Raw genomic sequence first — 25667 nt, forward strand, 5'->3', positions numbered from 1 at the left:
CTGGCAAGGCGAAAAGAAGCGGGGCGCCTTCCAGCTTCCGGCCGGAAAGCGCCCCTTTTTACAGTTTTGTCTGCGATATCAGATTTGTACGGGCACCTCAGCCATGTCGACTTCCGTGTGCGGACGCCGGGCGTACCAGCCGAAGGCCGCGATGCCGAGATAGCAGATCGCCGGAACGATGAAGGCCATGCGGATCGAGGATGCGTCGGACACGAGGCCCGCGAGCGGGGGTACGATCGCGCCGCCGACGATCGCGGTGGCGAGGAGGCCGGAGCCTTCCGCCGCGCGCGTCCCCAACCCTTCCGAAGCGAGGCTGAAGATAGTCGGGAACATGATCGAGTTGAACAGGCCAATCGCCAGCAGCGAATAGCCCGCCACCGTGCCAGCCGTGTTCGCCGAGACGAGCAGCAGCAGGACGTTAACCAACGCATAGGTGGTCAGCACCTTGCCCGGCGAGAAGACGCGCAGGATGCCGGAGCCGATGAAACGGCCCACCATCGCACCGCCCCAATAGAGGCCGACGAGATGGCCCGCCGACACCTGATCAATGCCGAGCACGTCATTCTGGGTCAGGTAAAGGACGATGTAGGAGCCGATCGCCACTTCCGCGCCGACATAGAGGAAGATGCCGAGCGTACCGAAAGCGAAACGCGGACGCCTCAGCAGATCGAATGATTTGAACAGGCCACCCGAAGGCGCGGGCTGTTCGACGAGGCGATTGCGGCGCAGCCACACCGCGCCCGCGACGATGGCGAGCGCGATGGCGAGGCCGATATAGGTTTGCGTCACTACACGCGCTTCTTCGGCGCGATAAGCGGTGAGTGCATCGCCCGACAGCGCGGACGGATCGACGGTGGCGAGCGCACCCAAGATCAGCGAGGCGCCGACGATCGGGAAGATCGTGGTGCCTAGCGAGTTGAACGCCTGCGCAAAGGTCAGGCGGCTATGCGCCGTCTGCGGCTTGCCGAGCAGCGAGATAAGCGGATTGGCCACCACCTGCACAATCGTAATGCCTGCCGCGAGCACGAACAATGCGCCGAGGAAGGTGACGAACAGGCCGGACGACGCCGCAGGGATGAAGAACAGACAGCCCGCCGTCATGGTGAGCAGGCCGATCACCGCGGTGCGCATGTAGCCGAACTTGCGCACCAGCCCGGCGGCGGGAATGGAAATGAGGAAATAGGCGCTGAAGAAGGCGGACTGGATCAGCATCGCCTCAAAATCCGAAAGGACGAACAGATCCTTCAGCTTGGGGATGAGGACGTCGTTGAGGCTGGTGATGCCGCCAAAGACAAAAAACAAAATGAAAACGAAGATGCGGAGATCCGCCGGTGCGTCATCGCCGGGCGTCGCCGCGGCGCGCGCCCCATTTGCCGGAGCCAAAGCCATCCTCTTACCCTCCCTGTGAACGCTCTCTAAAAGATGCGTGCTTTTGTGCCGCGTTTATCGCGAATGTCGAGAGCTTAATCGAATGGACGTTCAAGTCCATGGTCGCGATGGTCCGCACATAGAAAAAGCCCCGCCGAACTTTCGTACGACGGGGCTTCCCTGTTCAACGGCTTAGAATTTGTAGTTGAAGCCCGCCATGAAGCGGCGGCCATAGGACTGATAGTTGCGGATCTGCGCCGGGGCGTCGTTGACGACCGACACAAATGGCTCGTCCGTCAAATTCTGGCCCTGAAGGAAGACCGACAGGCCTTCGAGCGTGCTTCCAGGCTGGAAGTCATAGCCGATCTGCGCATCGACGATGGTTTCGGCAAGCGCCCGGCGAAGCTCACGCTCGCCGCCCTGACCGGTGAACACGCCTTGGAACGACGTGCGATAACGCATGCTAGTGCGCGCGTTGAAGCCCCACTTTTCGAAGAACAAGGTGCCGTTCGCCACCCAGCGCGAATAATCGGGCATATCTTCAGAGTCCGCGTCCGGTCCCGGCTGAACCGACGTCTTGGTGTAGCCGACGCCACCGGTGAAACCGAAGCCGTCGAGAGCCGAGGTGAAGACATCGAACGGAAGAGTACCAGCCAATTCGGCGCCGTAGAGCGATCCACCCGACCCGTTGACCGGACGATCGAGCGAGCCGATCATCGTCGGGATCGGGCCCGGCGCGGTCACTGGAAGGCCGGTGTAATCGTACGGTTCGATCTCACGATAGATGTAGGTTGACAGCTTCTTGTAGAAGAGCTGCAGGCCGACATAGCCCTTGGTGCCGAAATACTTCTCGATATTCAGATCGCCGGCCCAAGCGCGGTAGGGACGCAGATAGGGATTGCCCCCCTTGCCGTTGATGCGCTGGGTTACGACGTCAAAGCCGTAATCGAGGCTGACCTTCATATCCTCGAAGCGCGGACGCTGAATTTCGCGGGCTGCGGCAACGCGGATCACGAGATCGCTCGGGAAACGGAGCGAAAGGTTGAGGCTGGGGAGAATGTCCCAATAATCGTCACCCCGGGTGATCGGCACCAGAGAGGCCGTCGCAATATTGATGAAGCCGCGCGACTTCTGCTCCGTATTCTGGGCGAGCACGCCGATATTGCCGGTCAGTTCCGCCGATCCAAGGGTCGACTGGATATCGGCCTGCAGATAAGCGGACATAATCCGCTCCGTGACAGAATAGGCCTTGGCCGGCACGTCCTTGCTGACGTTCGGAACCTTCACATAGATGCCGTCGGCAAGCAGCTTGAACGGATCGTAGCTGAGCATCGGGCCGATGCCCATGAAGGAGAGGTCGGTCGGATCCAGACGATATTCTTCCGGAAGAACCAACGAACGAGCGCCATCGGCGAGGTTCAGATAATATTCTTCCGGCGTCTTGGACTTGGTGCGATCGGTGTAAGCGAGGCCGCCGGTGAGCTTCGAGAAGAAGCCGTCGCCCAATTCCTTGCCGATCTTGATTTCGTAGCTCTTCAACTCATCGTCGATGATGCGGTCGTTATAATAGCCTTCCTGATGCCCCGTCGGCGCACCGCCGCCCCAGCCGAGCGGATCGGTAAGAACCATCAAATTCGGATCGGAATAATTGAGCAGGTGACTGGTGAAGCGCGTGCCACGACCATCGCTGACGAAGGTCAGCGTATCGGTCGCGCCGACGCCGCCACCAGGGCCCGTGCCCGCGTTCGATTCAAGCGTCAGCTCGTTGCGATCCGTGCGCGAATAGCCGAAGTCGAAGCTTGCCGACCAGCCATCGCCACCGGTGTAGGCGAGGTTCAGGCCGCCCGAAAACACCTTCGAGTTCCGCTCGTAACCGTGATTGTTCACAACGCCTTCGACGCCGGTGAAGGTGCCAGAGCGGATCAGATCTTCGTCGACCTCATCCGGCGTCAGCACCGCACTGCTCCAGAAGAGCGGGAATTCGACGCCGCGCTTGATCTGCTTGTCCTTGAAGTCGCCGTAGAAACCGTCGAGGGTGAGCATCAGCGTGTCGGCGACGCGGGCCTGTACGGTGCCCTGAAGGCCAAGGCGCTCGAGCTGCGTCGAAACCACGAACGGCTTGACGCCACCGATAACCGGCGTGCCACCCGGACCTTCGGCATAACCCCAGCTTTCGAAATCCTCAACCTGATAGGGTTCGTCGCTATAGGCGGCGGAGAGCGCGACACCGATCTGGTCGCCGCCAAACTGGCCGACATAGGTGCCGCTCAGGCGATAACCCATGTCATTGGAATCCGCATTGAGCTTGCCAAGGTCGGTGTAAACGCCCCGCGCGCCGAAGGCGAGGAGCGACTTGCCATATTCGAGCGGGCGAATGGTGCGGATGTCGACCGTGCCGACCAAGCCCTGATGGACAAGGCTGGCCTGCGGCGATTTGAAGACGTCGACGCGACTGACGATTTCCGACGGATATTGATCGAATTCGACGTTGCGCTGTTCGCCGGTCGACGTCTGCGGACGGCCGTTCAGCGTGGTCGAGGAGAGGTCGGCGCTGGCACCGCGAATGGCGATCGAGTTCGCGCGGCCAAACAGGCGCTGGGCGGTGAGGCCCGGCAGGCGCGCGATGGATTCGCCGATCGACGCATCGGGAAGCTTGCCGATATCTTCAGCCGAGACCGATTCAACGATCTGGTTGGCTTCCTTTTTCGTTGCGACCGCGCTTTCCAGAGCGGCGCGGAAGCCGGTGACGACGATTTCTTCCTCACCCTCTTCCGGCGTTGCGGCGTCCTGCGCGGCGGCAGCGTCCTGCGTGTCCGCATCCTGCGCCATGGCCGGCGCGGCGGAAAGGGCGATCATCGCGGCGCTGCCCATCAGCGCGAGACGGCGAAATTCAAAATTCATGGCGAACCTCCCAGTTCACAGGCCGTCATGTCCCCCACGAACGGCCAATTGCATCCACGGCCGACCCGCGCGCAAAAGCGCGTGCGGCCGTCCAAACTCTCCATGGTCCGCCCGTAAGCGCCCCCGGCCAGCGATCCGCCATGCTCCTCTGGCATGGTTCTCCCGCCGGCTCGCAAATTATTGCAAATCTTTGACATGCTATTCAAGCCGCAAATTTTACGGACAATTCCGGCGTGGCTGGAAAGACACAGCTGGGCGAGCAGCATTATTGGATTCACTTGGAAAAATCGCAGTGCCATGCCCGCTTGACGCAGTGAGAAGGCTTCTGCAAATAATTGCAAAGAACAAATGGGCCGGTGCAAAACCGGCTGGAGGGGAAAACATATGCGTCATCACCGGTCCGCGCGGTTCATCCGCGGCATCATATTTTCGTCGCTGGCAGGCGCCGCGCTGGCCGCCTCCCCCGCTATGGCCCAGGCGCATCTCGACCGCGCGCCGGAGGATGATTTCATCTATTTCGTGCTGCCGGACCGGTTTGAAAATGGCGATGTAGACAATGACAAAGGCGGCTTGAAAGGCGATCGTCTGAAAACCGGTTTCGATCCGGCGCATAAGGGTTTCTACCATGGCGGCGATCTGAAAGGCCTGATCGACCGGCTGGATTATCTTTCGGGCCTCGGCATCACCGCGATCTGGCTTGGCCCCATCTACAAGAACAAGCCAGTGCAGGGGCAACCGGGCCAGGAATCATCAGGCTATCACGGCTATTGGATCACCGATTTCACGCAGGTCGACCCGCATTTCGGCGCGCGCGCGGACATGAAGCGGTTCGTTGACGCGGCCCATGCCAAGGGCATCAAAATCTACCTCGACATCATCACCAATCACACGGCGGACGTGATCAAATATCGCGAATGCCCGAAGAATGATTGCGCCTATCGCAGCCATGCGGATTACCCCTATTCGGCCAAAGGCGGGGTCGATGGCGCCCGGATCAATGACGGGTTTGAGGGCGTCGACAAAGCGGGGCAGCGGAGCGGAAATTTCGCGAAGCTGACCGACCCGACTTATGCCTACACCCCCTACGTCCCGAAGGGCGAGGAGAAGGTGAAGGTTCCCGCCTGGCTCAACGATCCCGCTTTCTATCACAATCGTGGAGACACGACATTCAAGGGCGAAAGCTCCACTTACGGCGATTTTGCCGGGCTCGACGATCTGTTCACCGAACATCCGCGCGTGGTGGATGGCTTCATCGAGATTTTCGGCCAGTGGATCGACGATTTCGGAATCGACGGCTTCCGCATCGATACGGCGCGGCACGTGAACCCGGAATTCTGGCAGGCCTTCGTGCCCGCCATGCAGGCGCGGGCCAAGGCGCGCGGCATTCCGAATTTCTACATCTTCGGCGAAGTGTTTGAGCCCGATCCCGGCGCGCTGGCCCGCTTCACGCGGGTGGACGGCTATCCGACGGTTCTCGATTTCGCCTTTCAGTCGGCGGTGAGCGAGGTTGTCGCCCGCAACGCGCCGACCGAGAAGCTCGCCACCTTGTTCAAGATGGACGCGCTGTATGAAGGCGGCGAGGCGACGGCGCGGAAATTGCCGACCTTCCTCGGCAATCACGACATGGGCCGGTTCGCGACCTTCGTGCGGCAGGGCAATCCGCAGGCGAGCGAGGAGGAGGTGCTGAAGCGCTACCTGCTTGGCCATGCCATGCTGATGTTCTCGCGCGGGGTGCCGGTCATTTATTATGGCGACGAGCAGGGTTTCTCCGGCGACGGGCACGATCAGGATGCGCGCGAGGACATGTTCCCGAGCCAGGTCGCGGTGTATAATGACAACAAGCTTGTCGGGTCAGCTGCATCCACCGCTGCGTCGAATTTCGACACCGTCAGCCCCGTCTACCAGGCGATCGCCGGAATGGCCGCGATCCGAAAGGGCGACGCGGCGCTCCGCTCCGGCGAGCAGGTGGTGCGCGCTTATGGCGACACGCCGGGGCTGTTCGCTTTCTCCCGCAAGGCGCCGTCGGGCGGCGGCGAGACTTTGGTGATATTCAACACGGGCGCGACGCCGGTTTCGGCCAATGTGCAGGTGGATACGGCCTCGGCCAATTGGACATCGCTGCACGGGTCTTGCGCGCCGGTTTCGACTGCACCTGGGAGCGTCAAGGTGAATGTGGCGCCGTTCGACTATCTCGTGTGCAAGGCGAACGGACGGTGAGCGAACTGATCTTCGACACGGCACCCGAAGGCCTGACCGGCACCATTGCGGGCAAGGAGCCGTGGTGGAAGGGCGCGGTCATCTACCAGATCTATCCGCGCAGTTTCGCGGATTCCAACGGTGACGGGGTGGGCGACCTGCCGGGGATCACCGCGCATCTGGACCATGTCGCTTCGCTGGGCGTGGACGGCATCTGGCTGTCGCCTTTCTTCACATCGCCGATGAAGGATTTCGGCTACGACATCGCGGACTATCGCGACGTCGATCCGATCTTCGGGACGCTCGCCGATTTCGACGCGCTGCTGGCGCGGGCGCACGAACTGGGCCTCAAGGTCGTGATCGACCAGGTTTATTCGCACACGTCGGATCAGCACGCCTGGTTCAAGGAAAGCCGGTCGAGCCGCGATAATCCCAAGGCCGACTGGTATGTGTGGGCCGATGCGAAGCCGGACGGTTCGCCGCCGAACAATTGGCTCAGTGTCTTCCACGGCCCCTGCTGGACGTGGGACACAAGGCGCGGCCAATATTATCTGCATAATTTCTTGTCGAGCCAGCCGAACCTGCATGTGCATAACCGGCAAGTGCAGGAGGCGTTGCTCGAAACCGCGCGCTTCTGGCTGGACCGGGGCGTCGACGGCTTCCGGCTGGATGCGATCAACTTTTCGATGCACGATCCGGCTTTGACCGACAATCCGCCGGTGCCGAAGGGCTTCGGGCGCGGCGTGCTGCCCTTCGATTTCCAGCATCATTTCCACAATCAGTCGCATCCCGACATTCCCAAATTCCTGGCGCGGGTGCGGGCGTTGTTGGACACATATGACGGCGACCGCTTCACCGTGGCGGAAGTGGGCGGTGAACAGGCCAATGAGGAAATGCGCCTGTATACGCGCGGGCACGATCACCTGCACAGCGCCTATGGCTTCAACTTCCTTTATTCGAAGGGGGTGACGTCCGCCCTCATCCGCGAGACAATCGACATGTGGCCGCAGGTTGAGGGCGAGGGCTGGCCGAGCTGGGCTTTTTCCAACCACGATGCGCCGCGCGTCGTTTCGCGCTGGCTTGGCGCACGAGACCGAGACGCCTTTGCGCGGCAGGCGATGCTGCTGCTGATGGCGCTACGGGGTAATGTTTTCCTCTATCAGGGCGAAGAGCTTGGCCTGCCGCAGGCCGACGTGCCGTTCGAACGACTTCAGGATCCCGAAGCCATTGCCAATTGGCCGGAAAGCCAGGGCCGCGATGGTGCACGGACGCCCATGCCGTGGCAGGCGGATGCGCCGCAGGCCGGTTTCTCGCCGGTCGAGCCATGGTTGCCCGTCGATCCCGCGCATATCCCGCTGGCCGTCGACCGTCAGCAGGCGGATGCGAACAGCCTTCTCCACTACACCCGGCATTTGATCGCATTGCGGAAGACGCTCCCGGCGCTGCGCTATGGATCGATCGAGCCCGTTGAGGCGGCCGAGCCTGTGTTGGCATTCGAACGCGCTTATGCCGACGAACAATTGCTCTGCGTGTTCAACCTCGGCGAAAGCGCGGCAGGATGGACACTGCCCGAAGGCTGGACGATCATGGAGAGCATTGGCGGGGGCACGGCCACGGCCTTGCCACCCCATTCAGGCTATATCGCCCGCCGCTGATGACGGGCCGGTCAGCCGCCGCAGGATTCCCGCACGATAAGATCGGTCGGCATGCGTTCGGATCTGATGTCTCCAACGCCGCCGCCATCGAGCAGCTTGGATACGAGCAGGCGTCCGGCGCGCGCGGTATCCTGCATGATCGTGGTGAGCGCCGGGCGGCTGTAGCGGGCAAAGGGCACGTCGTCATAACCGACGACGGACACATCCTCCGGAACCGTGCGGCCGTGGTGGAGCAGGGATCGGATTGCGCCAAGAGCGATCAGGTCGGATGCCGCGACGACGCCATCGAACGCGATGCCGCGCGCAAGCAGGGAGTCCATCGTCGCTTCACCCGATTCCACGGTGAAATGGGCAGGCACCAGCAAGGCCGGGTCGTGGGCGATTCCGGATTGGTCCAACGCTTCGAAATAGCCGCGCAGACGCTGCTGCACTTCCGGCGCTTCGCTGTCGCCAAGGAAGACAATGCGCCTGCGGCCGAGTCGGGCGAGATGCAGCGTGGCGCGGCGCCCGCCAAGCAAATTGTCGCTGCCAACCGAGCAATAAGCCTGATCCGGCAGCTGCGCGCCCCACACGGCAAAACGCCCCTCCGTTTCGGACAGGCGGTTGAAGGCGGCGTGGAGGGAGCTTTGGCCAAGGAAGATGACGCCGTCGGCACGGCTGGTGGTCATCGCGGCGAGCAGGTCATCATAGCTGGTCGGCGCGAAATGACTGACGACGAGGTCGCACCCCCTTTCCCGCGCGGCATCGCCGACGCCAGCGAACAATTCGAGCGTGAAGGGATCGTCGAGTTGCACCTCGCGCGCCTGCGGGCGGGGCACGACAAGCGCGATCGTGCCCGTCGCGCCGATCGGGCCCGCGGGCATGTGGCGGCGGAAGGGATAATCATGCTCCCGCGCCAACTTCCAGATGAGTTGCTTGGTCCGGTCGTTGACCGATGGACTGTCGTTGAGCGCCCGGGACGCGGTGGAGATGGACACGCCCGCCAGCGCCGCTATGTCTTCCAGCCTCGTATTGCGGCGCGCCATCATGCAAATTTTGCTGCAAAGATTTTCATGGGAAGAATTGCGCAGCCTCTGCAAAGATTTTCAAGCCCCACAATGATGAAGGACGAGAGATGATCGCACGCCTCCTCACCCTGACGGCCGCCTTGCTGTCGACATCCGCGCTGGCGCAGACGCCGGCGAAGGTCAGCTCGCCCGACGGCCGCCTGACCGTGATCGTCGAAACTAGCGGCGAAGGCCGTCCCGATTATCAGGTGCTGCGCGACGGCAAGCCGGTGATCGGCCAGTCGCGCCTTGGCTTCCTTCTCACCGACGCGACGAAGCTGGAGCGCTATTTCACGATCAGCGACGTCCAGATCCGCGCGGCCGACACGACCTGGGAGCAACCCTGGGGCGAAAGCCGCTATGTGCGTGACCATCACAATGAAATGCGCGTGCGCCTGACCGAGGGCGGGGAATTGAAGCGGCAGCTCGACGTCGTCTTCCGCGTCTATAACGATGCCGTTGGCTTCCGATACGAATTTCCCGATCAGCCGCAGTTGAGGCAGGTGAACATCTCCGAAGAGCTGACCGAGTTCAACGTCGCCGAACCGGGCACGGCCTGGTGGATCCCGGCGGGCGAGTGGAATCGCTACGAATATCTCTACAACAAGACCCCGCTCGCCGAGGTGAGCCAGGCACATACGCCGATCACGGTGAAGACCGATAGCGGCCTGCACATCGCTTTCCACGAAGCAGCGCTCGTCGATTATTCCAGCATGTGGCTACGCCGTGTCGAGGGGCGAAGGCTGAAGGCGGAATTGTCACCGGGATCGGGCGGCCCGAAGGTGTCGCGCACCGCGCCCTTCAATACGCCGTGGCGCACCATCCAAATCGCGGCGGATGCGCCCGCGCTTTATCAATCCTCCAACGTGATCCTGAACCTCAACGAGCCGAACAAGCTTGGCGACGTCAGCTGGTTCAAGCCGCACAAATATGTCGGCGTCTGGTGGGGAATGCATCTCGACACTGAAAGCTGGGGTTCGGGCCCGAAGCACGGCGCGACGACGGCGAACACCAAGAAATATATCGATTTCGCCGCGAAGAACGGCTTTCGCGGCGTGCTGGTGGAAGGTTGGAACGAAGGCTGGGACGGCGACTGGTATAATAATGGCGCGGTCTTCAGCTTCACCAAGCCCTATCCCGATTTCGACATCGAATGGCTGACCAATTACGCCCGCAAGAAGGGCGTGCGGCTGATCGGCCACCACGAAACGTCCGGCCACGTTGCCAATTACGAAAGCCAGCTCGGCGCCGCATTCGATCTCTATCAGAAGCTCGGCATCGATGCGGTGAAGACGGGCTACGTTGCGGACGCGGGCGGGATCAAGGCACCGAATGCCGACGGCACGACGCGGCAGGAATGGCATGACGGCCAGTTCATGTCGAACCACCATCTGCGGGTCGTGACCGAAGCCGCCAAGCGCCATATCGCGGTCAATCCGCATGAACCGATCAAGGATACCGGCCTTCGCCGCACTTATCCGAACTGGGTGTCACGCGAAGGCGCGCGCGGCATGGAATATAATGCCTGGGGCGCGCCGCCCAATCCGCCTGAGCATGAGGCGGAACTGGTCTTCACCCGGATGCTGTCGGGCCCGTTCGATTTCACGCCGGGCGTGCTGAGCCTTGAAGGGCGCGGCGGCCTTCCGCTTGAATCGACGGTCGCCAAGCAGCTGGCCAATTATGTCGTGCTCTACAGCCCGATCCAGATGGTCGCCGACCTTCCGGAAAATTATGCGAAGAACATGAAGCCGTTTCAGTTCATCAAGGACGTGCCGACCGACTGGGCGGAAACCAAAGTGCTGAATGGCGAGATCGGCGACTATGTCACCATTGCTCGCAAGGATCGCAACAGCGAGAATTGGTATCTCGGTGCAGTGTCGGATGAGCAAGCGCGGACGCTTTCGGCTTCCCTCTCCTTCCTGACGCCCGGCAAGCGTTATCGCGCCGAAATTTATCGTGACGGGCCGGATGCGGACTGGAAGACGAACGGCAAGAGCATCGTCATCGAGAAGAAGAACGTGACGAGCGCGGATACGTTGACGCTGAACCTTGCGCCGGGCGGCGGTCAGGCGATCCGGTTCGTGGCTTTGCGTTAGTAAAAAGACTCCTCTCCTTGATGAGGGAGGGTCGGGGAGGGGCGATGCCGGGGCTCAGTGACTGTCTCGACCATCACCCCCACCCTGCCCTCCCCCATCAAAGGGGGAGGGCTTCATCGCCTCGCCATTGCGAGCGAAGCGAAGCAATCCAGTGGCTTGTGGCCAGATGGATTGCTTCCTCGCTTCGCTCCTCGCAATGACGAGAGGGGTTTGGGGCTGGACAGACGGCCCAGAGCGGTTAAGCCCGCTGTGACCCGGAATGACAGATAAGAGGATGCAGGACGGGGCCCGGGGCGAATGATCTCGATTTCCTGTCAGGGAAGGATGTGACGCGTGCCCACGAACAGTGCCGAAACGCTTTTGCTCTTCGGAGCGACGGGCGATCTCGCGCAACGCATGCTGCTGCCCTCGCTCTACGGCCTCGACGCCGACGGCCTGCTGCCGCCCGCCCTCCGCATCGTCGCGACCGCGCGGAGCGAGATGGATACGGACGGCTTTCGCGCGGCGGCGAATGAGGCGCTGAAGCGCTTTGTCGATGCGGACTATCTGAAGGAAGACGCGGTCGCCCGCTTCCTCGGCCGCCTTACCTATGTCGTCGTCGATGCGTCGGATATCTCGCAATATGGCAAGCTAAGCGAAGCGGTGGGTTCGACCGCGAAGGGCCTCGCCATCTTCCTGTCCACCGCCCCATCTCTGTTCAAGGCGACCATCGCGGGCCTTCAGCAAGCGGGGCTTGCGGGCGACAATGTCCGCCTTGCGCTCGAAAAGCCGCTTGGCACCGATCTCCCTTCTAGCCGCGACATCAACGATGCGGTCGCCGCGGTTTTCCCGGAAGAGCGCACGTTCCGTATCGACCATTATCTCGGCAAGGAAACGGTGCAGAACCTCCTTGCCCTGCGCTTCGGCAATGCCTTGTTCGAGCCTTTGTGGAATGCGAGCCATATCGACCATGTCCAGATCACCGTCGCGGAAACGGTGGGGCTGGAAGGCCGCGTCGGCTTCTATGACGGCACCGGCGCGCTCCGCGACATGGTGCAGAACCATATGCTCCAATTGCTCGCCCTCGTCGCGATGGAGCCGCCCAACGAATTCAGCGCCACCGAAGTCCGCGACGAGAAGGTGAAGGTGCTGCGCGCGCTTCGCCGGATCGACGGTGCGAGCGTCGAGGCGAACAGCGTCACCGGCCAATATCAGGCGGGCGCGATCGACGGCGCCGGGGTTCCGGCTTATGCTGACGAGCTCGGCCAGCCGTCGGGCACCGAGACCTTCGTGGCGCTGAAGGCCCATGTCGACAATTGGCGGTGGAAGGGCGTTCCCTTTTACCTGCGCACCGGCAAGCGCCTCCCGCAGCGCCAGTCGATGATCGTCATCCAGTTCAAGCCGGTGCCGCATTCCATCTTCGCGTCGAAGGGCGCGGCATTGAAGGCCAACAAGCTCATCATCAACCTGCAGCCGCAGGAGAATATCCGCCTGCTCACCATGGCGAAGCAGCCGGGGCTGGATCGTCAGGGCATTCGCCTGCGCGAAGTGCCGCTGGACCTTGGCATGGCCAACGCCTTTGCCGACACGCGGCGGCGCATTGCTTACGAGCGGCTGCTGCTTGACCTCATCGAGGGCGACCCCACTTTGTTCGTAAGGCGGGACGAGGTCGAAGCGCAGTGGGAATGGATCGACGCGATCCGCACCGGCTGGGCGGCCAAGTCGGTAAGCCCCAAATCCTATGCGGCCGGCACTTGGGGGCCGAACGCCGCCATCGCGCTCACCGAGCGTGACGGAGTGAGTTGGCATGAGTAAACGCGCAGGACACCTCTCTCGTTCGTCTCGAGCGAAGTCGAGAGGCGTTCGTGAGGAGATCGTGCCAGCGCCCCTCGACTTCACGCGACGCGTGAAGTTTATCCTGAGCGCCTGCCTTGCAGGCAGTCGAAGGGCTCGGGACGAACGAGATTTGAGATTATGAGTAAGCTTCACCCTGAAATCGCGGCCGTCACGGACCGCATCATCGAACGGTCGCGGCCTTCGCGGTTGCGTTATCTCGACCTCATCAAAGCAGAGCGCGAGAACGGCATTTCCCGCCCCCGCATGAGCTGCGGCAATTTCGCGCACGGCTTCGCGGCGGCGGGCGAGGACAAGCCGGCAATCCGCGGCAATGCGGGCATGAATATCGGCATCGTCACTGCTTACAATGACATGCTCTCGGCCCACGCGCCTTATTATCGCTACCCCGAACAGATGAAGCTCTTCGCCCGCGAAGTCGGCGCGACGGCGCAGGTTGCGGGCGGCGTTCCGGCCATGTGCGATGGCGTGACGCAGGGCCAGGCGGGAATGGAACTCTCACTGTTCAGCCGCGACACGATCGCCATGTCCGCCGCCGTCGCGCTCAGCCACGGCATGTTCGAGGGTGCGGCCCTGCTCGGCATTTGCGACAAGATCGTGCCGGGCCTGCTGATCGGCGCGCTGCGTTTCGGCCATCTGCCGGCCATACTTATTCCAGCGGGCCCCATGCCCTCTGGCCTCGCCAACAAGGAGAAGCAGCGGGTCCGCCAGCTTTATGCGGAAGGGAAAGCCAGCCGCGAAGAATTGCTGGAGGCGGAAGCCGCTTCTTATCATGGCGCGGGCACCTGCACCTTCTACGGCACCGCCAATTCGAACCAGATGATGATGGAGGTGATGGGCCTCCACATGCCGGGCGCGGCCTTCGTCAATCCGGGCACGAAGCTGCGTCAGGAATTGACCCGCGCCGCCGTCCACCGGCTTAGCCAGATCGGTTGGAAGGGCGAGGATTATCGGCCACTTGGCCAGTGTGTGGATGAGAAGGCGATTGTGAATGCCGCAGTCGGACTGCTCGCGACCGGCGGATCGACCAATCACGCGATCCATTTGCCCGCCATCGCGCGGGCGGCCGGGATTGTGATCGATTGGGAGGATTTGGATCGCCTGTCCGCCGCCGTGCCGCTGATCGCGCGCGTCTACCCGAATGGTTCGGGCGACGTGAACCATTTCCAGGCGGCGGGCGGCATCGGTTTTACGATCCGCACTTTGCTGGAGAGCGGTCTGCTTCATGACGACATCATGACGGTGGCGGGCGAGCGCCTCGCCGATCATGCCCGGGAGCCGGTGCTGGATGGCGATAAGGCCGTGTGGCGCGATGGGGCGGCCGAAAGCCTCGACGAGACCATGCTTCGCCCGGCGAGCAATCCGTTCCAGCCCGATGGCGGCATGCGCCTCCTAAAGGGCAATCTCGGTCGCGGGGTCATCAAGACGAGCGCGGTTGAGCGCTCGCGCTGGACGATCGAGGCGCCCGCGCGGGTCTTCGCCGATCAGGATGAAGTGCTGGCCGCGTTCAAGGCGGGCGAGCTTGAGAAGGATGTGATCGTCGTCGTCCGCTTCCAGGGGCCCCGCGCCAACGGCATGCCGGAACTTCACAAGCTGACTCCCGCGCTCGGCGTTCTTCAGGATCGCGGGTTCAAGGTCGCTTTGGTGACGGACGGCCGCATGTCCGGCGCATCGGGCAAGGTGCCCGCCGCCATCCACGTGACGCCCGAAGCGCTGGGTGGCGGTCCGCTCGCCAAGCTGCGGGATGGCGACATCGTGCGGATGTCGGCTGAAATGGGAGAGATCGTGGCTTTGGTCGACGATTTGGACGCGCGCGAACCGGCCAAGGCGCCACCCGCGCCGATCGGCACCGGACGAGAATTGTTCGCCTTGATGCGCCATACCGCCGACAGCGCGGAAAAAGGCGCGTCGGCGATGCTGAATGCCATGGAGGAGGTAGCGTGACGGAAATCGTAGCGGTCGACATTGGGGGCACGCACGCACGCTTCGCGCTGGCGGAGGTCGAAAATGGCCGCGTGACATCGCTCGGCGACGAAGTGGTACTGAAGACCGCCGAACATGCCAGCCTGCAGACCGCATGGGAGGATTTCGGCAACCGCGTCGGACGCCCCCTCCCCCGCGCCGCCGGCATCGCTTTTGCCGGGCCGGTGCAGGGCGACCTTCTGAAGCTCACCAATAATCCGTGGGTGATCCGACCCGCGCTGATCAAGGAAAAGCTGAACGTCGACCGCTATGCCCTGGTCAACGATTTCGGCGCGGTCGCCCATGCCGTGGCGCAGCTTGGCCCGGAATATTTCCAGCATCTGTGTGGCCCCAAGCGCGACCTTCCCGAAGAGGGCGTGATCAGCATCGTCGGCCCGGGCACCGGCCTTGGCGTTGCGCAATTGCTGAAGCGGAATGGCCGCTATCATGTCATCGAGACCGAGGGCGGTCATATCGATTTCGCGCCGCTGGACGGGCTTGAAGACAAAATCTTGGGCAAACTGCGCGAACGCTATCGCCGCGTGTCGGTGGAGCGGATCGCCGCCGGGCCGGGCCTTGCCAATCTCTACGAAGCGCTCGCCGCGATCGAGAACCGGCAGGTGCAATATCGCGACGACAAGGCGCTGTGGACGGCGGCGCTCGAAGGGCATGACAGCCTTGCCGCAGCCGCGCTCGACCGCTTCTGCCTCAGCCTTGGCGCGGTGGCGGGCGACCTGGCCCTCGCCCATGGCGCATCCGCCGTCGTGATCGCGGGCGGCGTCGGCCTTCGCGTCGCCGACCATCTGCCGCGCTCGGGTTTCGCCGACCGCTTCATTGCCAAGGGCCGGTTCGAACGCCGCATGGACGAAATGGCGGTGAAGCTCATCACCTATGACCAACCGGGTCTGTTCGGCGCCGCCGCCGCCTTTGCCGGGGAATTTCACGAATGACGAAGATTGAGACGATCATGCGCACATCGCCGGTCATTCCGGTGCTGGTGGTGGAAGACGCCGCTCATGCCCGCCCGATCGCGCAGGCGCTGGTGAATGGCGGCCTTAAGGTGCTGGAAGTGACGCTGCGCACGCAAGCGGCGCTCGACGTGATCCGCGAGATGAGGCAGGTGGAAGGCGCCATCGTCGGCGCAGGCACCGTCCTTAACGAACAGGATCTACGCCGCAGCGTGGATGCGGGCGCCGAGTTCATCGTGTCGCCGGGCCTCACCGAACCGTTGGGCAGGGCCGCGATTGCGAGCGGCATCCCCTTCCTCCCGGGCATCGCCAATGCGGGCGACATCATGCGCGGCCTCGACCTTGGGCTTAACCGCTTCAAATTCTTCCCGGCCGAAGCATCGGGCGGTTTGAAGGCGCTGAAGGCGCTGGCCGGACCGTTCGGCAATGTCCGCTTCTGCCCGACCGGCGGCATCACCTCCGACACGGCGCCGTCCTGGCTGGCGGAGGATGCGGTGCTCTGCGTCGGTGGCAGCTGGATCGTCGGCAAGGGCGCCCCCGATGTCGCGGCGATCGAAGCGAGCGCGCGGGCGGCGGCGGCGCTCCAGGTTTGACCGTCTTCGTCTTCCTGCCTGCAATTTTCTTTGCGATGATGCTGGCATTGTTTTGGGTGCCAGCAGGAAAGCGGCTGCGCCGGGGGCGGAAGAAAGCCGCGGCTATTCTGCTCATCGCCCCCGTTGCGCTGTTCGGAATGCTCGCCATCGTCAGCCCCGATTTCGCTGTGGCGGTGGCGGCAGCATTGCTCCTTCCCTTCATCATGCTCTTCGGTCCGCCGCTGCTGCCAGCCTAGCAGCTCCAAGGAACCGGTTGCTTTCCGGGATGTTCGAAGTGGGACGTTCCTGCCGGAGATTATCAATGGAAGCGCAACAATTGCATCGCGGGCGGCTCATCGATCATATCCAGCTGGTCGTGAAGGATCTCCCGGCTAGCCGCCGCTTTTACGAAGCGGTTTTCAATGTGCTCGACATCCCGATCGGCGGAACGGCGGACGATTATTTTTGGGCGGATGAGCTCTTCATTTCGACCGCGAACAGCGAGGCTGCGCAGGGCAAGCTGACCGGGCGCCATCACCTCGCCTTCCAGGCGGCCGACAAGGCGATGGTCGATGCTTTTTACACGGCGGCGCTGGACAATGGCGGGACGGATAATGGCGCGCCGGGTGAGCGGCCCATCTACCATCCCGGCTATTATGGCGCCTTCGTGCTCGACCCGGACGGGAATAATATCGAGGCGGTCTATCATGGCGAGGCGAACCGTTCCGCGCCGAGTGTTACTGTCGATTTTTAGTCCGCTCGTCATTGCGAGCGAAGCAATCCAGCGGCGCCGGACCTAGCCGCAAGATGGATTGCTTCGTCGCTGCGCTCCTCGCAATGACGAACTAGCTGCTGTGGCAGGCAGGACAGCTAATGCCTTCGACATAGAGCGGTGACTTCTGCTCCTCCGCGTTGACCGGGCGGCCGCAGGGCTTGCAGAGGACGTGGGTGCCGAGTTCCAGCCCGTGGCCCACCGAGACGCGCTCGTCGAAGACGAAACATTCGCCTTCCCACAGGCTTTGGTCGGCGGGAACGGTTTCCAGATATTTGAGGATGCCGCCGTCGAGGTGGTAGACCTCATCAATCCCTTCCGACTTCAGGAAGGCGGTGGATTTTTCACAGCGTATGCCGCCGGTGCAGAACATGGCGACCTTGGGGGCCTTGGCGATTTCGTCGCGATGGGCGCGGAACCAGGCGGGGAAGTCGCGGAAGCTCTCCGTCTTGGGATCGACCGCGCCCTTGAAGGTACCGATGCCGACTTCATAATCGTTGCGCGTGTCGATGAGAATTGTGCCTGGATCGGAGATGAGGGCGTTCCAATCCTGCGGCGCGACATAGTGGCCGGTGCCCTGCAGCGGATCGACGTCCGGCTCGCCCATCGTCACGATTTCCTTCTTCAGCCGCACCTTCATGCGGCCGAAGGGCATGGTTTGCGCGTGACTGTCCTTGAAGCTTAAGTCCGCGCAGCCGGGGAGCGCGCGGATCGCGGCGAGCGCCGCTTCGATGCCTTCGTGGGTTCCAGCGATGGTGCCGTTAATGCCCTCACGGGCGACGAGGAGGGTGCCCTTGATCCCGGCTGCGGCGCAGGCGTCATCGAGCCGCGCCTTGATCGCGGCGGGGTCTTCAAAGGGAGTGAATTTGTAGAGGGCGGTGACGCGGATCATTTCGTGGTTCGGCTGAGCCTTAGGGATGCGAGCGCCGCCGCGACCATGAAGCCGCCGCCGATCAAGAAGGAGATGACCGGGGCTTGCGGATAAAGGTTGCGGACGAGGGCGCCCATCACCGTCGCGACCACAAGCTGCGGCAGGACGATGAAGATGTTGAAGAGGCCCATATAGATGCCGAGCTTGTTCTGCGGCAACGCGCCGCAGAGGATGGAATAAGGCAGGCTGAGGATCGAGGCCCAGGCCATGCCGATGCCGGCCATGGAGAGCATCAGCATGTTCGGGTCGGCGATCACCGCGAAGGAGGCGAGGCCGAGGCCGCCCGCAACGAGGTTTACGGCGTGGAGGCGGGCGGTGCCGATCCGGGCGGCGAGCTTCGGGATCAGGAAGGCATAGAGGGCGGCGATGCCGTTATAGACGGCGAAGAGCACGCCGACATAATCCGCGCCTTCATTATAGGCGGCGGAGGTCGTTTCGGTGGAGCCGAATTGGTACTGGGTGACGATCGGGGTGGCGTAGACCCAGAGGATGAAGAGGGCGAACCAGGACAGGAACTGGATCACCGCGAGGCGACGCATGGTCTGCGGCATCGCCCAAAGGTCGCTCAATATCTGGCCCAAGGCGCCGCCCGACCCGCCGGAGCGGCGGCGGAGATTGTTGACGATCTGCAGGATCCCGAAGGCGGCAAGGCCGAAGCCGAGGATGTAGAGCGGGTTGTCGAGGCCGAATTCAGCGACGACCAGAACAATGGCGGCGCCCGCGACGATCCAGGGCAGTGCGCCGCCGATCGAGGGGATGATCGAGGCGTGAGTTACTGTAGGGTTGGCTGTATGCTCGAAAGCGGCCATTTCGTCGGGCGAATATTCCTTTGTCGAGAAGATGGTCCAGAGGACTGCGCCGAGCGCCATCGCCGCACCTAAGTAGAAGGAATATTTGACGGAATCGGGCACGACGCCGGGCGCGGCGGTGTTCGACACTTCGAACACATTGTTGAGAATGGTGGGGGCGAGCGAGGCCGCGACCGCCCCCGCGCCGATGAAGACGGTCTGAAAAGCGTAGCCTGCGGTGCGCTGTTTTTCATCGAGCATGTCGCCGACGAAGGCGCGGAACGGCTCCATCGCGATGTTCAAGGAGGCGTCGAGCATCCAGAACAGGCTTGCCGCCATCCACAATTCCGAGCTGTGCGGCATGAAGATGAGGGCGATCGAGCAGAGCAAGGCCCCGGCGAGGAAATAGGGACGGCGGCGGCCTAAGGGGCCCCAGGTGCGGTCGCTGAAATAGCCGATGATCGGCTGGACGAGGAGGCCGGTGACCGGACCCGCAATCCAGAGAATGGGAAGCTCGTCAATCGAGGCGCCGAGCGTCTGGAAGATGCGGCTGACGTTCGCGTTCTGCAACGCGAAGGCGATCTGGATTCCGAAGAAGCCGAAGGAGATGTTCCACAGGCCCCAGAAGCCGAGCGTCGGCTTTTTCTTCGGCATCATCGTCACGGCAAATCCCCACCCTTCAAAGCCGCTGACATGTGCAAGCGGCGAATTCAGTTTGGAAATTGGCCAAGGCTGGCGCCCAAGTCCAGCAGATTCCCATGTCCTACAGGCGGCGGCTTTGCTATCGAAACCGCTCGGCTCAACGGGGGAGTCGGTCTTGTAGAGCGAGACACGAGGGGGAGAAAAGATGGGATCGCTTCGAATCGCTGTCACAAAACAGTCTTATGACTGTCACCAAATGCTTATCTTTGCATCCTAGGCCGTGACGAGACGATGAGCGGGGACGCGGTTCAGGACGGCGATGGCCAACAAAGTGAGGGCGATGCGCGGCGCGTGACGCTCCGCCCGGCCGCGCTGCGCATCCTGCGATCCTTGCCGCGCACCACTGTCTATACCGGCCTTGAAATCCTGTTCCTCGCCCTGCTTGCCATCCAGTGCGCGCGGCTGTTCTGGACCCTCGCAACCCCGGTGGGGCCGTTGGGGGAATGGCGCGCGACGGGTATTCAGCCGCCACGCGCGATCGATCCGCAGGCCTTTGCCGTGTTCGACCCCTTCTTCCGCCTCGACGGCGGCGGCGGACCGATGCAGGTGACCGCGCTCGCGATCAAATTGTTCGGCGTGCGCGAGGATCAGGCGTCGGGCCGGGGATCGGCGATCATCAGCACGCCCGATGGGCAACAAAGAAGTTTCGCGGTGGGCGATGAAATCATGCCGGGCGTGGTGCTGAAGAGCGTCGCATTCGACAGCGTGACGATCAGCCGGTCGGGCAGCGACGAGCAATTGTTCCTCGACCAATCATCCCCTGCCCCGGCTTCGGCGCCTGTTCAGGGCGTGGTCGGCCCCACAACGTCGGTATCTTCAATCCCGCCCTCTCCGCCTCCGCCCGTGCCGGTGCGCCCATCCTCGCAGGTGCCCGTCATCACCATGGCGCCCCCAAATGCCGTCCCGCCGCGCACCACGCGCGCCGTAGGGCCCTTGAGGCCAGTATCAAATGCGGCCGTGCCGCCCGGAAAGTAACACATGAAGCGTTTCATCATCGGCCTTTTGATCGCGACGGCGCCGGTTCCGGCCTGGTCGCAATATGTCCTGAATTTCCGCGAAGCGGACGTGCGCGCCTTCGTTGAGGATGCGGCGCGCGTCACGGGGCGCACCTTCGTCGTCGATCCCGCCGTGCAGGGTAAGGTTTCGGTGGTGAGCGAGCGGCCGCTGTCGCGTTCGGAATATTTCGAACTGGTCCTCTCGACGCTCCGCGCCAACGGCCTGGTTGCCGTGCCGATTTCGGGAGGCGGCTTCCGCATCCAACCGTCCGCAACGGCGGCGTCATCGGGCGGGCGCGTTGGCGGCAGCACCGTCAGCCCCAACCGCTTCGTCACCGAGATTTTCCGGCTGCGGAATATCGACGCGGCTTCCGCCGTCGAGACCTTGCGCCCGCTGGTGAGCCGCGAAGGATCGATCACCGCCAACCGCAACACATTGGTGGTCGCCGACTTTGGCGACAATGTGAACCGCATCCGTCAACTTATCGCGCAGATCGACCGCAGCACGGCGACCACCACGCTCGTTACGCTGAACAATGCCGGGGCGCGGGAGATTGCCGAATCCCTCGCGCAGCTGGCCGGGGGCGAGCGCGGGCCCGCGATTTCGATCGTCGCCATCGACAGTTCCAATTCCCTCGCCCTGCGCGGTGAGGCACCGGAAGTGGCGCGCTTTGCCGAGCTGGCCCGCGATCTCGACGTTCGCGCGGCGAGCGGGGCGGAAGTGCGCGTGGTGTTCCTGGAACATGCCGATGCCGAGCAGCTTTTGCCCGTTCTCCAGCAGCTTCTGGGCCAGCAAGTGACGCCGCCGTCGACGCGCACCAACCGCACGACGCGGAGCGGGGGCACGAGCAGCCAATCCGCGACAACCAATGCGGGCACGGTGCAGCCAGCCGCCACCTCCAGCGCGGTAGCGGCGCCTGCGACCGGCGAAAGCGTGTTCGGGCAGAAGAGCGCGGTGGTCACCCGCTTTGAAGGCGCGAACGCCATCGTCATCGCAGCGTCGCCCGACATTCAGCGGCAATTGGGCGAAGTGATCCGGCAGCTCGATACGCGGCGCCAGCAGGTGCTGGTCGAGGCGATCATCGTCGAGATTTCGGACAATGCGGCCAAGCAGCTTGGCGTGCAATTGCTGCTCGCCGGCCTTAAGGGGAGCAACATTCCCTTTGCCGTCACCAATTATTCGAACGCGTCGCCCAACATCCTGACCGTCGCGGGCGCAATCGCCGCCGAAAAGCTGCGCAAGACGACGACGACGGTGAACGGCCAAGTTGTCACGACACAGCAGAATTCGGCGGTTGCCGATGCGCTTCAGCAGGCGGCGGTTGGCGAAATCCTGAATTCGCCGGGCGGGCTCGGCGGCATGGGCTTCCGCGCGGGCAATGCGATTTTCGGCGCGATCATCAACGCGGTGAATTCGGACAACAAATCGAACGTGCTGTCGACGCCGTCGATCATGACATTGGACAATCAGGAAGCTCGCCTGCTGGTCGGCCAGGAAATTCCGATTACCACCGGCGAGGCGCTGTCCGACAATTTCGACAATGCGTTCCGGACTGTTCAGCGGCAGAATGTCGGCATCAGCCTGGAAGTGAAGCCGCAGATCAATGCAGGCGGCACGATCAAGCTCGACCTGCGGCAGGAAGTGAGCTCGATCGCCGGGCCGGTGTCGCGCGATTTTTCAGACCTCATCCTCAACAAGCGCGAGCTTGAGACGACCATCACCGTGGATGACGGCGAGATTGTCGGCATTGGCGGCCTGCTGGACGACAATGAGCGGCGGACGATCGAGAAGATCCCGTTCCTTGGCGACCTTCCGGTGCTCGGCAATCTGTTCAAATCGAAGGGCAAGGCGCGGGCGAAAACCAATTTGATGGTCTTCATCCGCCCGACGATCCTGAAGACCACCGAAGATGCTCGGGCGATGAGCGGCCGCCGCTACGATTATATCCGGAACATGCAATATCAGCAGGATCCGGAAAGCGAGCCGACGATCGATGAACTGGTGCGCGATTATATGGGCGCCGTGCCGCCGGGCGCGGTGGCCGCGCCGCAGCCCGCCCCTGCCCTGCCACAGACGCAGACGGTGATCGAGGCCGTTCCGGTGCCGGTGAGCGAACCGGGGCAATGAAGATCGGCCGGGGTGAAGAGGCAATAGCGGACGACGCGCTGCCGGTGGCGGACCTGCCGCTGCCGGTGACGATCCCTTATGCCTTCGCCCGGCGTTTCGGCGTTGCCTTGCTTCGGGAAGAGGACGGGCATCTGGCCATCGCGATGCGGGAGGGTTCCGATCCGCGCGCCCTGATCGAATTGCGCCGCTATCTCGCGCGGCCGTTCGATGTGCAGTTCACGCCAGCGCCCGAGTTCGACGATATCCTGTCCGAGCGTTATGCGATGGACGGGCAGGCGGCGGCGGACGCGGCGGGGTCGCTGGGACTTGGCGACGATCTGGCCATACTCGCCACCGATTTGCCGACGGCGGACGACCTGCTGGACAGCGCGGACGATGCGCCTGCAATCCGCCTGATCAACGGCATCATTGCCGACGCGGCGCGGCAGGGCGTGTCGGATATCCATATCGAGCCCTATGAGACAGGGCTGTTCGTGCGGATGCGGGTGGATGGCGTGCTGCGCGAAACCCTGCGCATGCCGCCGCACGTGGCGCCGGTGGTGGTGAGCCGCATCAAGGTGATGGCGCGGCTCGACATTGCCGAGCGGCGGATACCGCAGGATGGGCGGATTTCCTTAAAGCTCGGCGGCAAATTGCTCGATGTGCGCGTGTCGACGCTCCCGAGCCGCGCGGGCGAGCGGGTGGTGCTGCGTATCCTGGACAAGGACAATGCGGGCATCGACCTCGATGTTCTGGGCATGCCCGAGCATATCAATGCGCTGTTCCGCGAGGCGATGTCGGAGCCCAATGGCATCGTGCTGGTCACCGGGCCGACGGGATCGGGCAAGACGACGACGCTCTATGCGGGTTTGCGGCTACTGAACGACGGGACGCGTAACCTGCTGACCGTCGAAGATCCGGTCGAATATGCGGTGGAAGGCGTCGGACAGACGCAGGTTAATTCCAAGGTGGGGCTGACGTTCGCGACCGGGCTGCGCGCGATCCTGCGCCAGGACCCGGACGTGGTGATGGTCGGCGAAATCCGCGATCGCGAGACGGCGGATATTGCGGTGCAGGCGTCCTTGACCGGCCATTTGGTTCTCTCGACCGTGCATACGAATGACGCGATCGGGGCGATTACGCGGCTTCGCGACATGAAGGTGGAGCCGTTCCTGCTCGCTTCGACTTTGCGCGCGGTGATCGCGCAGCGGCTGGTGCGGCGGCTGTGCCCGGCGTGCCGGGAGCCGGTGCAGGCGGAGGGGTCGGCGGGAGCTTTGCTCGGCTTCGACGCGGGCACGATCATCTACAAGGCCACGGGCTGCGGCGAGTGCAACCACACCGGCTATAAGGGCCGGATCGGCGTGTTCGAGGCGGTGCGGATCGACGAGACGATCCGGCGCCTGATCAACAGCGGCGGCGATGAAGCGGTGATCGCCAGTCACGCCTTCCGCAATGCGCCGAACCTTGGTGCGGCGGCGCGGGCGCTGGTGCGCGAAGGCGTAACGACGGCGGAGGAAGCGGTGCGCGTGTCGCGGCGCGAGGCGGACGATGCCTGATTTCGCCTATGTCGCGCTCGATCCCGCAGGCCGCGAGCGGCGTGGCGCGGTGCGCGCGGAGACGCAGGAAGCGGCGCAGATTTTGCTCGCCGGGCGGCGATTGTTCGTCACGAAGATCGAGGCCTCGGCGCAGGGTGCGGCGCCATCCTTGCTGTCGCATGGACTGTTCCGGCGGAAGAAATTGTCGGCGAAACAGCTGACCTTGTTCACGCGGCAGCTGGCGACTTTAACGCAGGTGAGCCCGCTCGAAGAAGCGCTGCGCACGATCGCGCGGCAATCGGAGCAGGAGCATGTGCGCGCGGTATTGCTCAACGTGCATGGCGCGGTGACGGAAGGGCGGCGGCTGTCCGACGCGATGGCGCGCGAGGCGGGAAGCTTTCCGGGCCTCTATCGCGCGATGATTTCGGCCGGTGAAAGTTCGGGCACCTTGCCGCAGATTTTGGAGCGGCTGGCGGATTTGCTCGAGCGGCAGGCGCAGGTGCGGTCGAAGGTGCTGAGCGCGCTGGCCTATCCAGTGATTCTTGCGGTCGTCGCGACCTTCGTGGTGTTCGCGCTGATGATCTTCGTCGTGCCTAAGGTGGTCGAACAATTCGACACGGTGGGGCAGCAATTGCCGCTGCTGACGCGGATCGTCATCGCGCTCTCCGATTTCCTTTCGAGCTATTGGTGGGCGCTGATTGCCGGGGTCGTGGCGGCGGGCGTGATTGGCGCGCGGGCAATGCGGAGCGAGGGGCTGCGGCTTGGCGTCGATACGCGGCTGCTCCGTCTGCCACTGTTCGGGCGGCTGATCCGCGACCTTCACGCCGCGCGGATGGCGCGGACGCTGTCGACCATGGTGGGAAGTCGCCTGCCCTTGCTCGAGGGGCTGAAGCTTACCACGCAGACGGTGCACAATCGCGCGCTGCGGGCGGCGTCGGCGCAGATTACCGAGGCGATCCGCACCGGCGGCAGCCTGTCGGCGGCGTTGAAGCGGGCGGGCGTGTTTCCGTCTTTGCTCGTCTATCTCGCCGCGAGCGGGGAGGCTTCGGGGAAACTGGACGTGATGCTGGAGCGCGCGGCCGATTATCTCGAACGCGAGTTCGACGGATTTACCGCGACGGCCCTGTCGCTGCTGGAACCTGCTATCATCGTCTTCATGGGCGGGATCGTCGCCACCATCGTGCTGTCGATCCTGCTTCCGATCCTGCAACTCAATACCCTCGCCGGAGGTGGTTTTTAG

18 protein-coding genes are annotated in these 25667 nt (G+C 63.2%); 13 read left to right on the forward strand and 5 right to left on the reverse strand.

Going from position 1 to position 25667, the window contains the following annotated elements:
- Window positions 1-78: 78 nt before the first annotated feature.
- Complete coding sequence (locus tag C7I56_RS07940) at window positions 79-1389, reverse strand: sugar MFS transporter (protein WP_106640041.1); 1311 nt, start codon at window positions 1387-1389, stop codon at window positions 79-81.
- Between the two features lie 171 nt (window positions 1390-1560).
- Window positions 1561-4269 carry a TonB-dependent receptor gene (locus tag C7I56_RS07945; RefSeq protein WP_199792361.1) on the reverse strand — a complete coding sequence of 903 codons (2709 nt, stop codon included), beginning with the start codon at window positions 4267-4269 and terminating at the stop codon, window positions 1561-1563.
- A 384-nt stretch (window positions 4270-4653) separates the two neighbouring features.
- Here C7I56_RS07945 and C7I56_RS07950 point away from each other — a divergent pair, with 384 nt between their 5' ends.
- Together C7I56_RS07950 and C7I56_RS07955 are read left to right on the forward strand one after the other, a co-directional pair.
- A complete protein-coding gene (locus C7I56_RS07950) occupies window positions 4654-6486 on the forward strand; it encodes an alpha-amylase family glycosyl hydrolase (RefSeq protein WP_106640042.1) in 1833 nt (610 codons plus the stop codon).
- A 5-nt stretch (window positions 6487-6491) separates the two neighbouring features.
- Window positions 6492-8120, forward strand: coding sequence for an alpha-glucosidase family protein (locus C7I56_RS07955; protein ID WP_245409649.1), 1629 nt, complete (start codon window positions 6492-6494; stop codon window positions 8118-8120).
- 11 nt (window positions 8121-8131) lie between these two features.
- Here the strand turns inward: C7I56_RS07955 and C7I56_RS07960 are convergent, their stop codons facing one another.
- A complete protein-coding gene (locus C7I56_RS07960; RefSeq protein ID WP_199792362.1) occupies window positions 8132-9148 on the reverse strand; it encodes a LacI family DNA-binding transcriptional regulator in 1017 nt (338 codons plus the stop codon).
- Window positions 9149-9234: 86 nt separating this feature from the next.
- On the opposite strand from C7I56_RS07960, the gene C7I56_RS07965 reads away from it, so the two are divergent.
- From C7I56_RS07965 to C7I56_RS07995, 7 genes are all read left to right on the forward strand, one after another.
- Window positions 9235-11262, forward strand: coding sequence for a glycoside hydrolase family 97 protein (locus C7I56_RS07965; RefSeq protein WP_106640044.1), 2028 nt, complete (start codon window positions 9235-9237; stop codon window positions 11260-11262).
- A 333-nt stretch (window positions 11263-11595) separates the two neighbouring features.
- Entirely contained in the window at window positions 11596-13056 is a 1461-nt protein-coding gene (gene zwf / locus C7I56_RS07970; protein WP_106640045.1) for a glucose-6-phosphate dehydrogenase, read from the forward strand.
- A 159-nt stretch (window positions 13057-13215) separates the two neighbouring features.
- Window positions 13216-15039: a phosphogluconate dehydratase gene (gene edd, locus C7I56_RS07975; RefSeq protein ID WP_106640046.1), complete on the forward strand. Its 1824-nt coding sequence runs from the start codon at window positions 13216-13218 to the stop codon at window positions 15037-15039.
- The gene (gene glk, locus C7I56_RS07980; RefSeq protein ID WP_106640047.1) at window positions 15036-16007 is read left to right on the forward strand and encodes a glucokinase; all 972 of its coding nucleotides are present in this window, start codon (window positions 15036-15038) and stop codon (window positions 16005-16007) included. Before edd ends, glk begins: the two co-directional genes overlap by 4 nt.
- The gene (gene eda, locus C7I56_RS07985) at window positions 16004-16618 is read left to right on the forward strand and encodes a bifunctional 4-hydroxy-2-oxoglutarate aldolase/2-dehydro-3-deoxy-phosphogluconate aldolase (RefSeq protein WP_106640048.1); all 615 of its coding nucleotides are present in this window, start codon (window positions 16004-16006) and stop codon (window positions 16616-16618) included. Before glk ends, eda begins: the two co-directional genes overlap by 4 nt.
- Complete coding sequence (locus C7I56_RS07990) at window positions 16615-16854, forward strand: hypothetical protein (RefSeq protein ID WP_106640049.1); 240 nt, start codon at window positions 16615-16617, stop codon at window positions 16852-16854. Before eda ends, C7I56_RS07990 begins: the two co-directional genes overlap by 4 nt.
- Before the next feature lie 65 nt (window positions 16855-16919).
- Window positions 16920-17351 carry a VOC family protein gene (locus tag C7I56_RS07995; protein ID WP_106640050.1) on the forward strand — a complete coding sequence of 144 codons (432 nt, stop codon included), beginning with the start codon at window positions 16920-16922 and terminating at the stop codon, window positions 17349-17351.
- Between the two features lie 91 nt (window positions 17352-17442).
- On the opposite strand, the gene trhO is transcribed toward C7I56_RS07995, so the two are convergent.
- Together trhO and C7I56_RS08005 are read right to left on the reverse strand one after the other, a co-directional pair.
- A complete protein-coding gene (trhO, locus tag C7I56_RS08000) occupies window positions 17443-18261 on the reverse strand; it encodes an oxygen-dependent tRNA uridine(34) hydroxylase TrhO (protein WP_106640051.1) in 819 nt (272 codons plus the stop codon).
- A complete protein-coding gene (locus C7I56_RS08005) occupies window positions 18258-19745 on the reverse strand; it encodes an MFS transporter (protein WP_199792372.1) in 1488 nt (495 codons plus the stop codon). Before C7I56_RS08005 ends, trhO begins: the two co-directional genes overlap by 4 nt.
- A 276-nt stretch (window positions 19746-20021) precedes the next feature.
- Here C7I56_RS08005 and C7I56_RS08010 point away from each other — a divergent pair, with 276 nt between their 5' ends.
- From C7I56_RS08010 to gspF, 4 genes are read left to right on the forward strand one after another with little or no spacing between them, the layout of a single operon-like run.
- Window positions 20022-20765: a type II secretion system protein N gene (locus C7I56_RS08010; RefSeq protein ID WP_106640052.1), complete on the forward strand. Its 744-nt coding sequence runs from the start codon at window positions 20022-20024 to the stop codon at window positions 20763-20765.
- A gap of 3 nt (window positions 20766-20768) precedes the next feature.
- Window positions 20769-22913, forward strand: a complete 2145-nt coding sequence (gene gspD / locus C7I56_RS08015; protein WP_106640053.1) for a type II secretion system secretin GspD — start codon at window positions 20769-20771, stop codon at window positions 22911-22913.
- Entirely contained in the window at window positions 22910-24448 is a 1539-nt protein-coding gene (gspE, locus tag C7I56_RS08020; protein ID WP_106640054.1) for a type II secretion system ATPase GspE, read from the forward strand. The genes gspD and gspE overlap by 4 nt, the downstream gene beginning before the upstream one ends.
- A complete protein-coding gene (gspF, locus tag C7I56_RS08025; RefSeq protein WP_106640055.1) occupies window positions 24441-25667 on the forward strand; it encodes a type II secretion system inner membrane protein GspF in 1227 nt (408 codons plus the stop codon). The genes gspE and gspF overlap by 8 nt, the downstream gene beginning before the upstream one ends.

It is taken from the genome of Allosphingosinicella vermicomposti (assembly GCF_003012815.1).
Taxonomy (GTDB): Bacteria; Pseudomonadota; Alphaproteobacteria; order Sphingomonadales; family Sphingomonadaceae; genus Allosphingosinicella; species Allosphingosinicella vermicomposti.

Excerpts from the sequence above, each read along its gene's own strand:
- C7I56_RS07940 (WP_106640041.1), bottom strand. The coding sequence starts at position 1,389 with ATGGCTTTGGCTCCGGCAAATGGGGCGCGCGCCGCGGCGACGCCCGGC.
- C7I56_RS07945 (WP_199792361.1), bottom strand. The coding sequence starts at position 4,269 with ATGAATTTTGAATTTCGCCGTCTCGCGCTGATGGGCAGCGCCGCGATG.
- C7I56_RS07950 (WP_106640042.1), top strand. The coding sequence starts at position 4,654 with ATGCGTCATCACCGGTCCGCGCGGTTCATCCGCGGCATCATATTTTCG.
- C7I56_RS07960 (WP_199792362.1), bottom strand. The coding sequence starts at position 9,148 with ATGATGGCGCGCCGCAATACGAGGCTGGAAGACATAGCGGCGCTGGCG.
- C7I56_RS07965 (WP_106640044.1), top strand. The coding sequence starts at position 9,235 with ATGATCGCACGCCTCCTCACCCTGACGGCCGCCTTGCTGTCGACATCC.
- edd (WP_106640046.1), top strand. The coding sequence starts at position 13,216 with ATGAGTAAGCTTCACCCTGAAATCGCGGCCGTCACGGACCGCATCATC.
- eda (WP_106640048.1), top strand. The coding sequence starts at position 16,004 with ATGACGAAGATTGAGACGATCATGCGCACATCGCCGGTCATTCCGGTG.
- C7I56_RS07995 (WP_106640050.1), top strand. The coding sequence starts at position 16,920 with ATGGAAGCGCAACAATTGCATCGCGGGCGGCTCATCGATCATATCCAG.
- trhO (WP_106640051.1), bottom strand. The coding sequence starts at position 18,261 with ATGATCCGCGTCACCGCCCTCTACAAATTCACTCCCTTTGAAGACCCC.
- C7I56_RS08005 (WP_199792372.1), bottom strand. The coding sequence starts at position 19,745 with ATGATGCCGAAGAAAAAGCCGACGCTCGGCTTCTGGGGCCTGTGGAAC.
- C7I56_RS08010 (WP_106640052.1), top strand. The coding sequence starts at position 20,022 with ATGAGCGGGGACGCGGTTCAGGACGGCGATGGCCAACAAAGTGAGGGC.
- gspD (WP_106640053.1), top strand. The coding sequence starts at position 20,769 with ATGAAGCGTTTCATCATCGGCCTTTTGATCGCGACGGCGCCGGTTCCG.
- gspE (WP_106640054.1), top strand. The coding sequence starts at position 22,910 with ATGAAGATCGGCCGGGGTGAAGAGGCAATAGCGGACGACGCGCTGCCG.
- gspF (WP_106640055.1), top strand. The coding sequence starts at position 24,441 with ATGCCTGATTTCGCCTATGTCGCGCTCGATCCCGCAGGCCGCGAGCGG.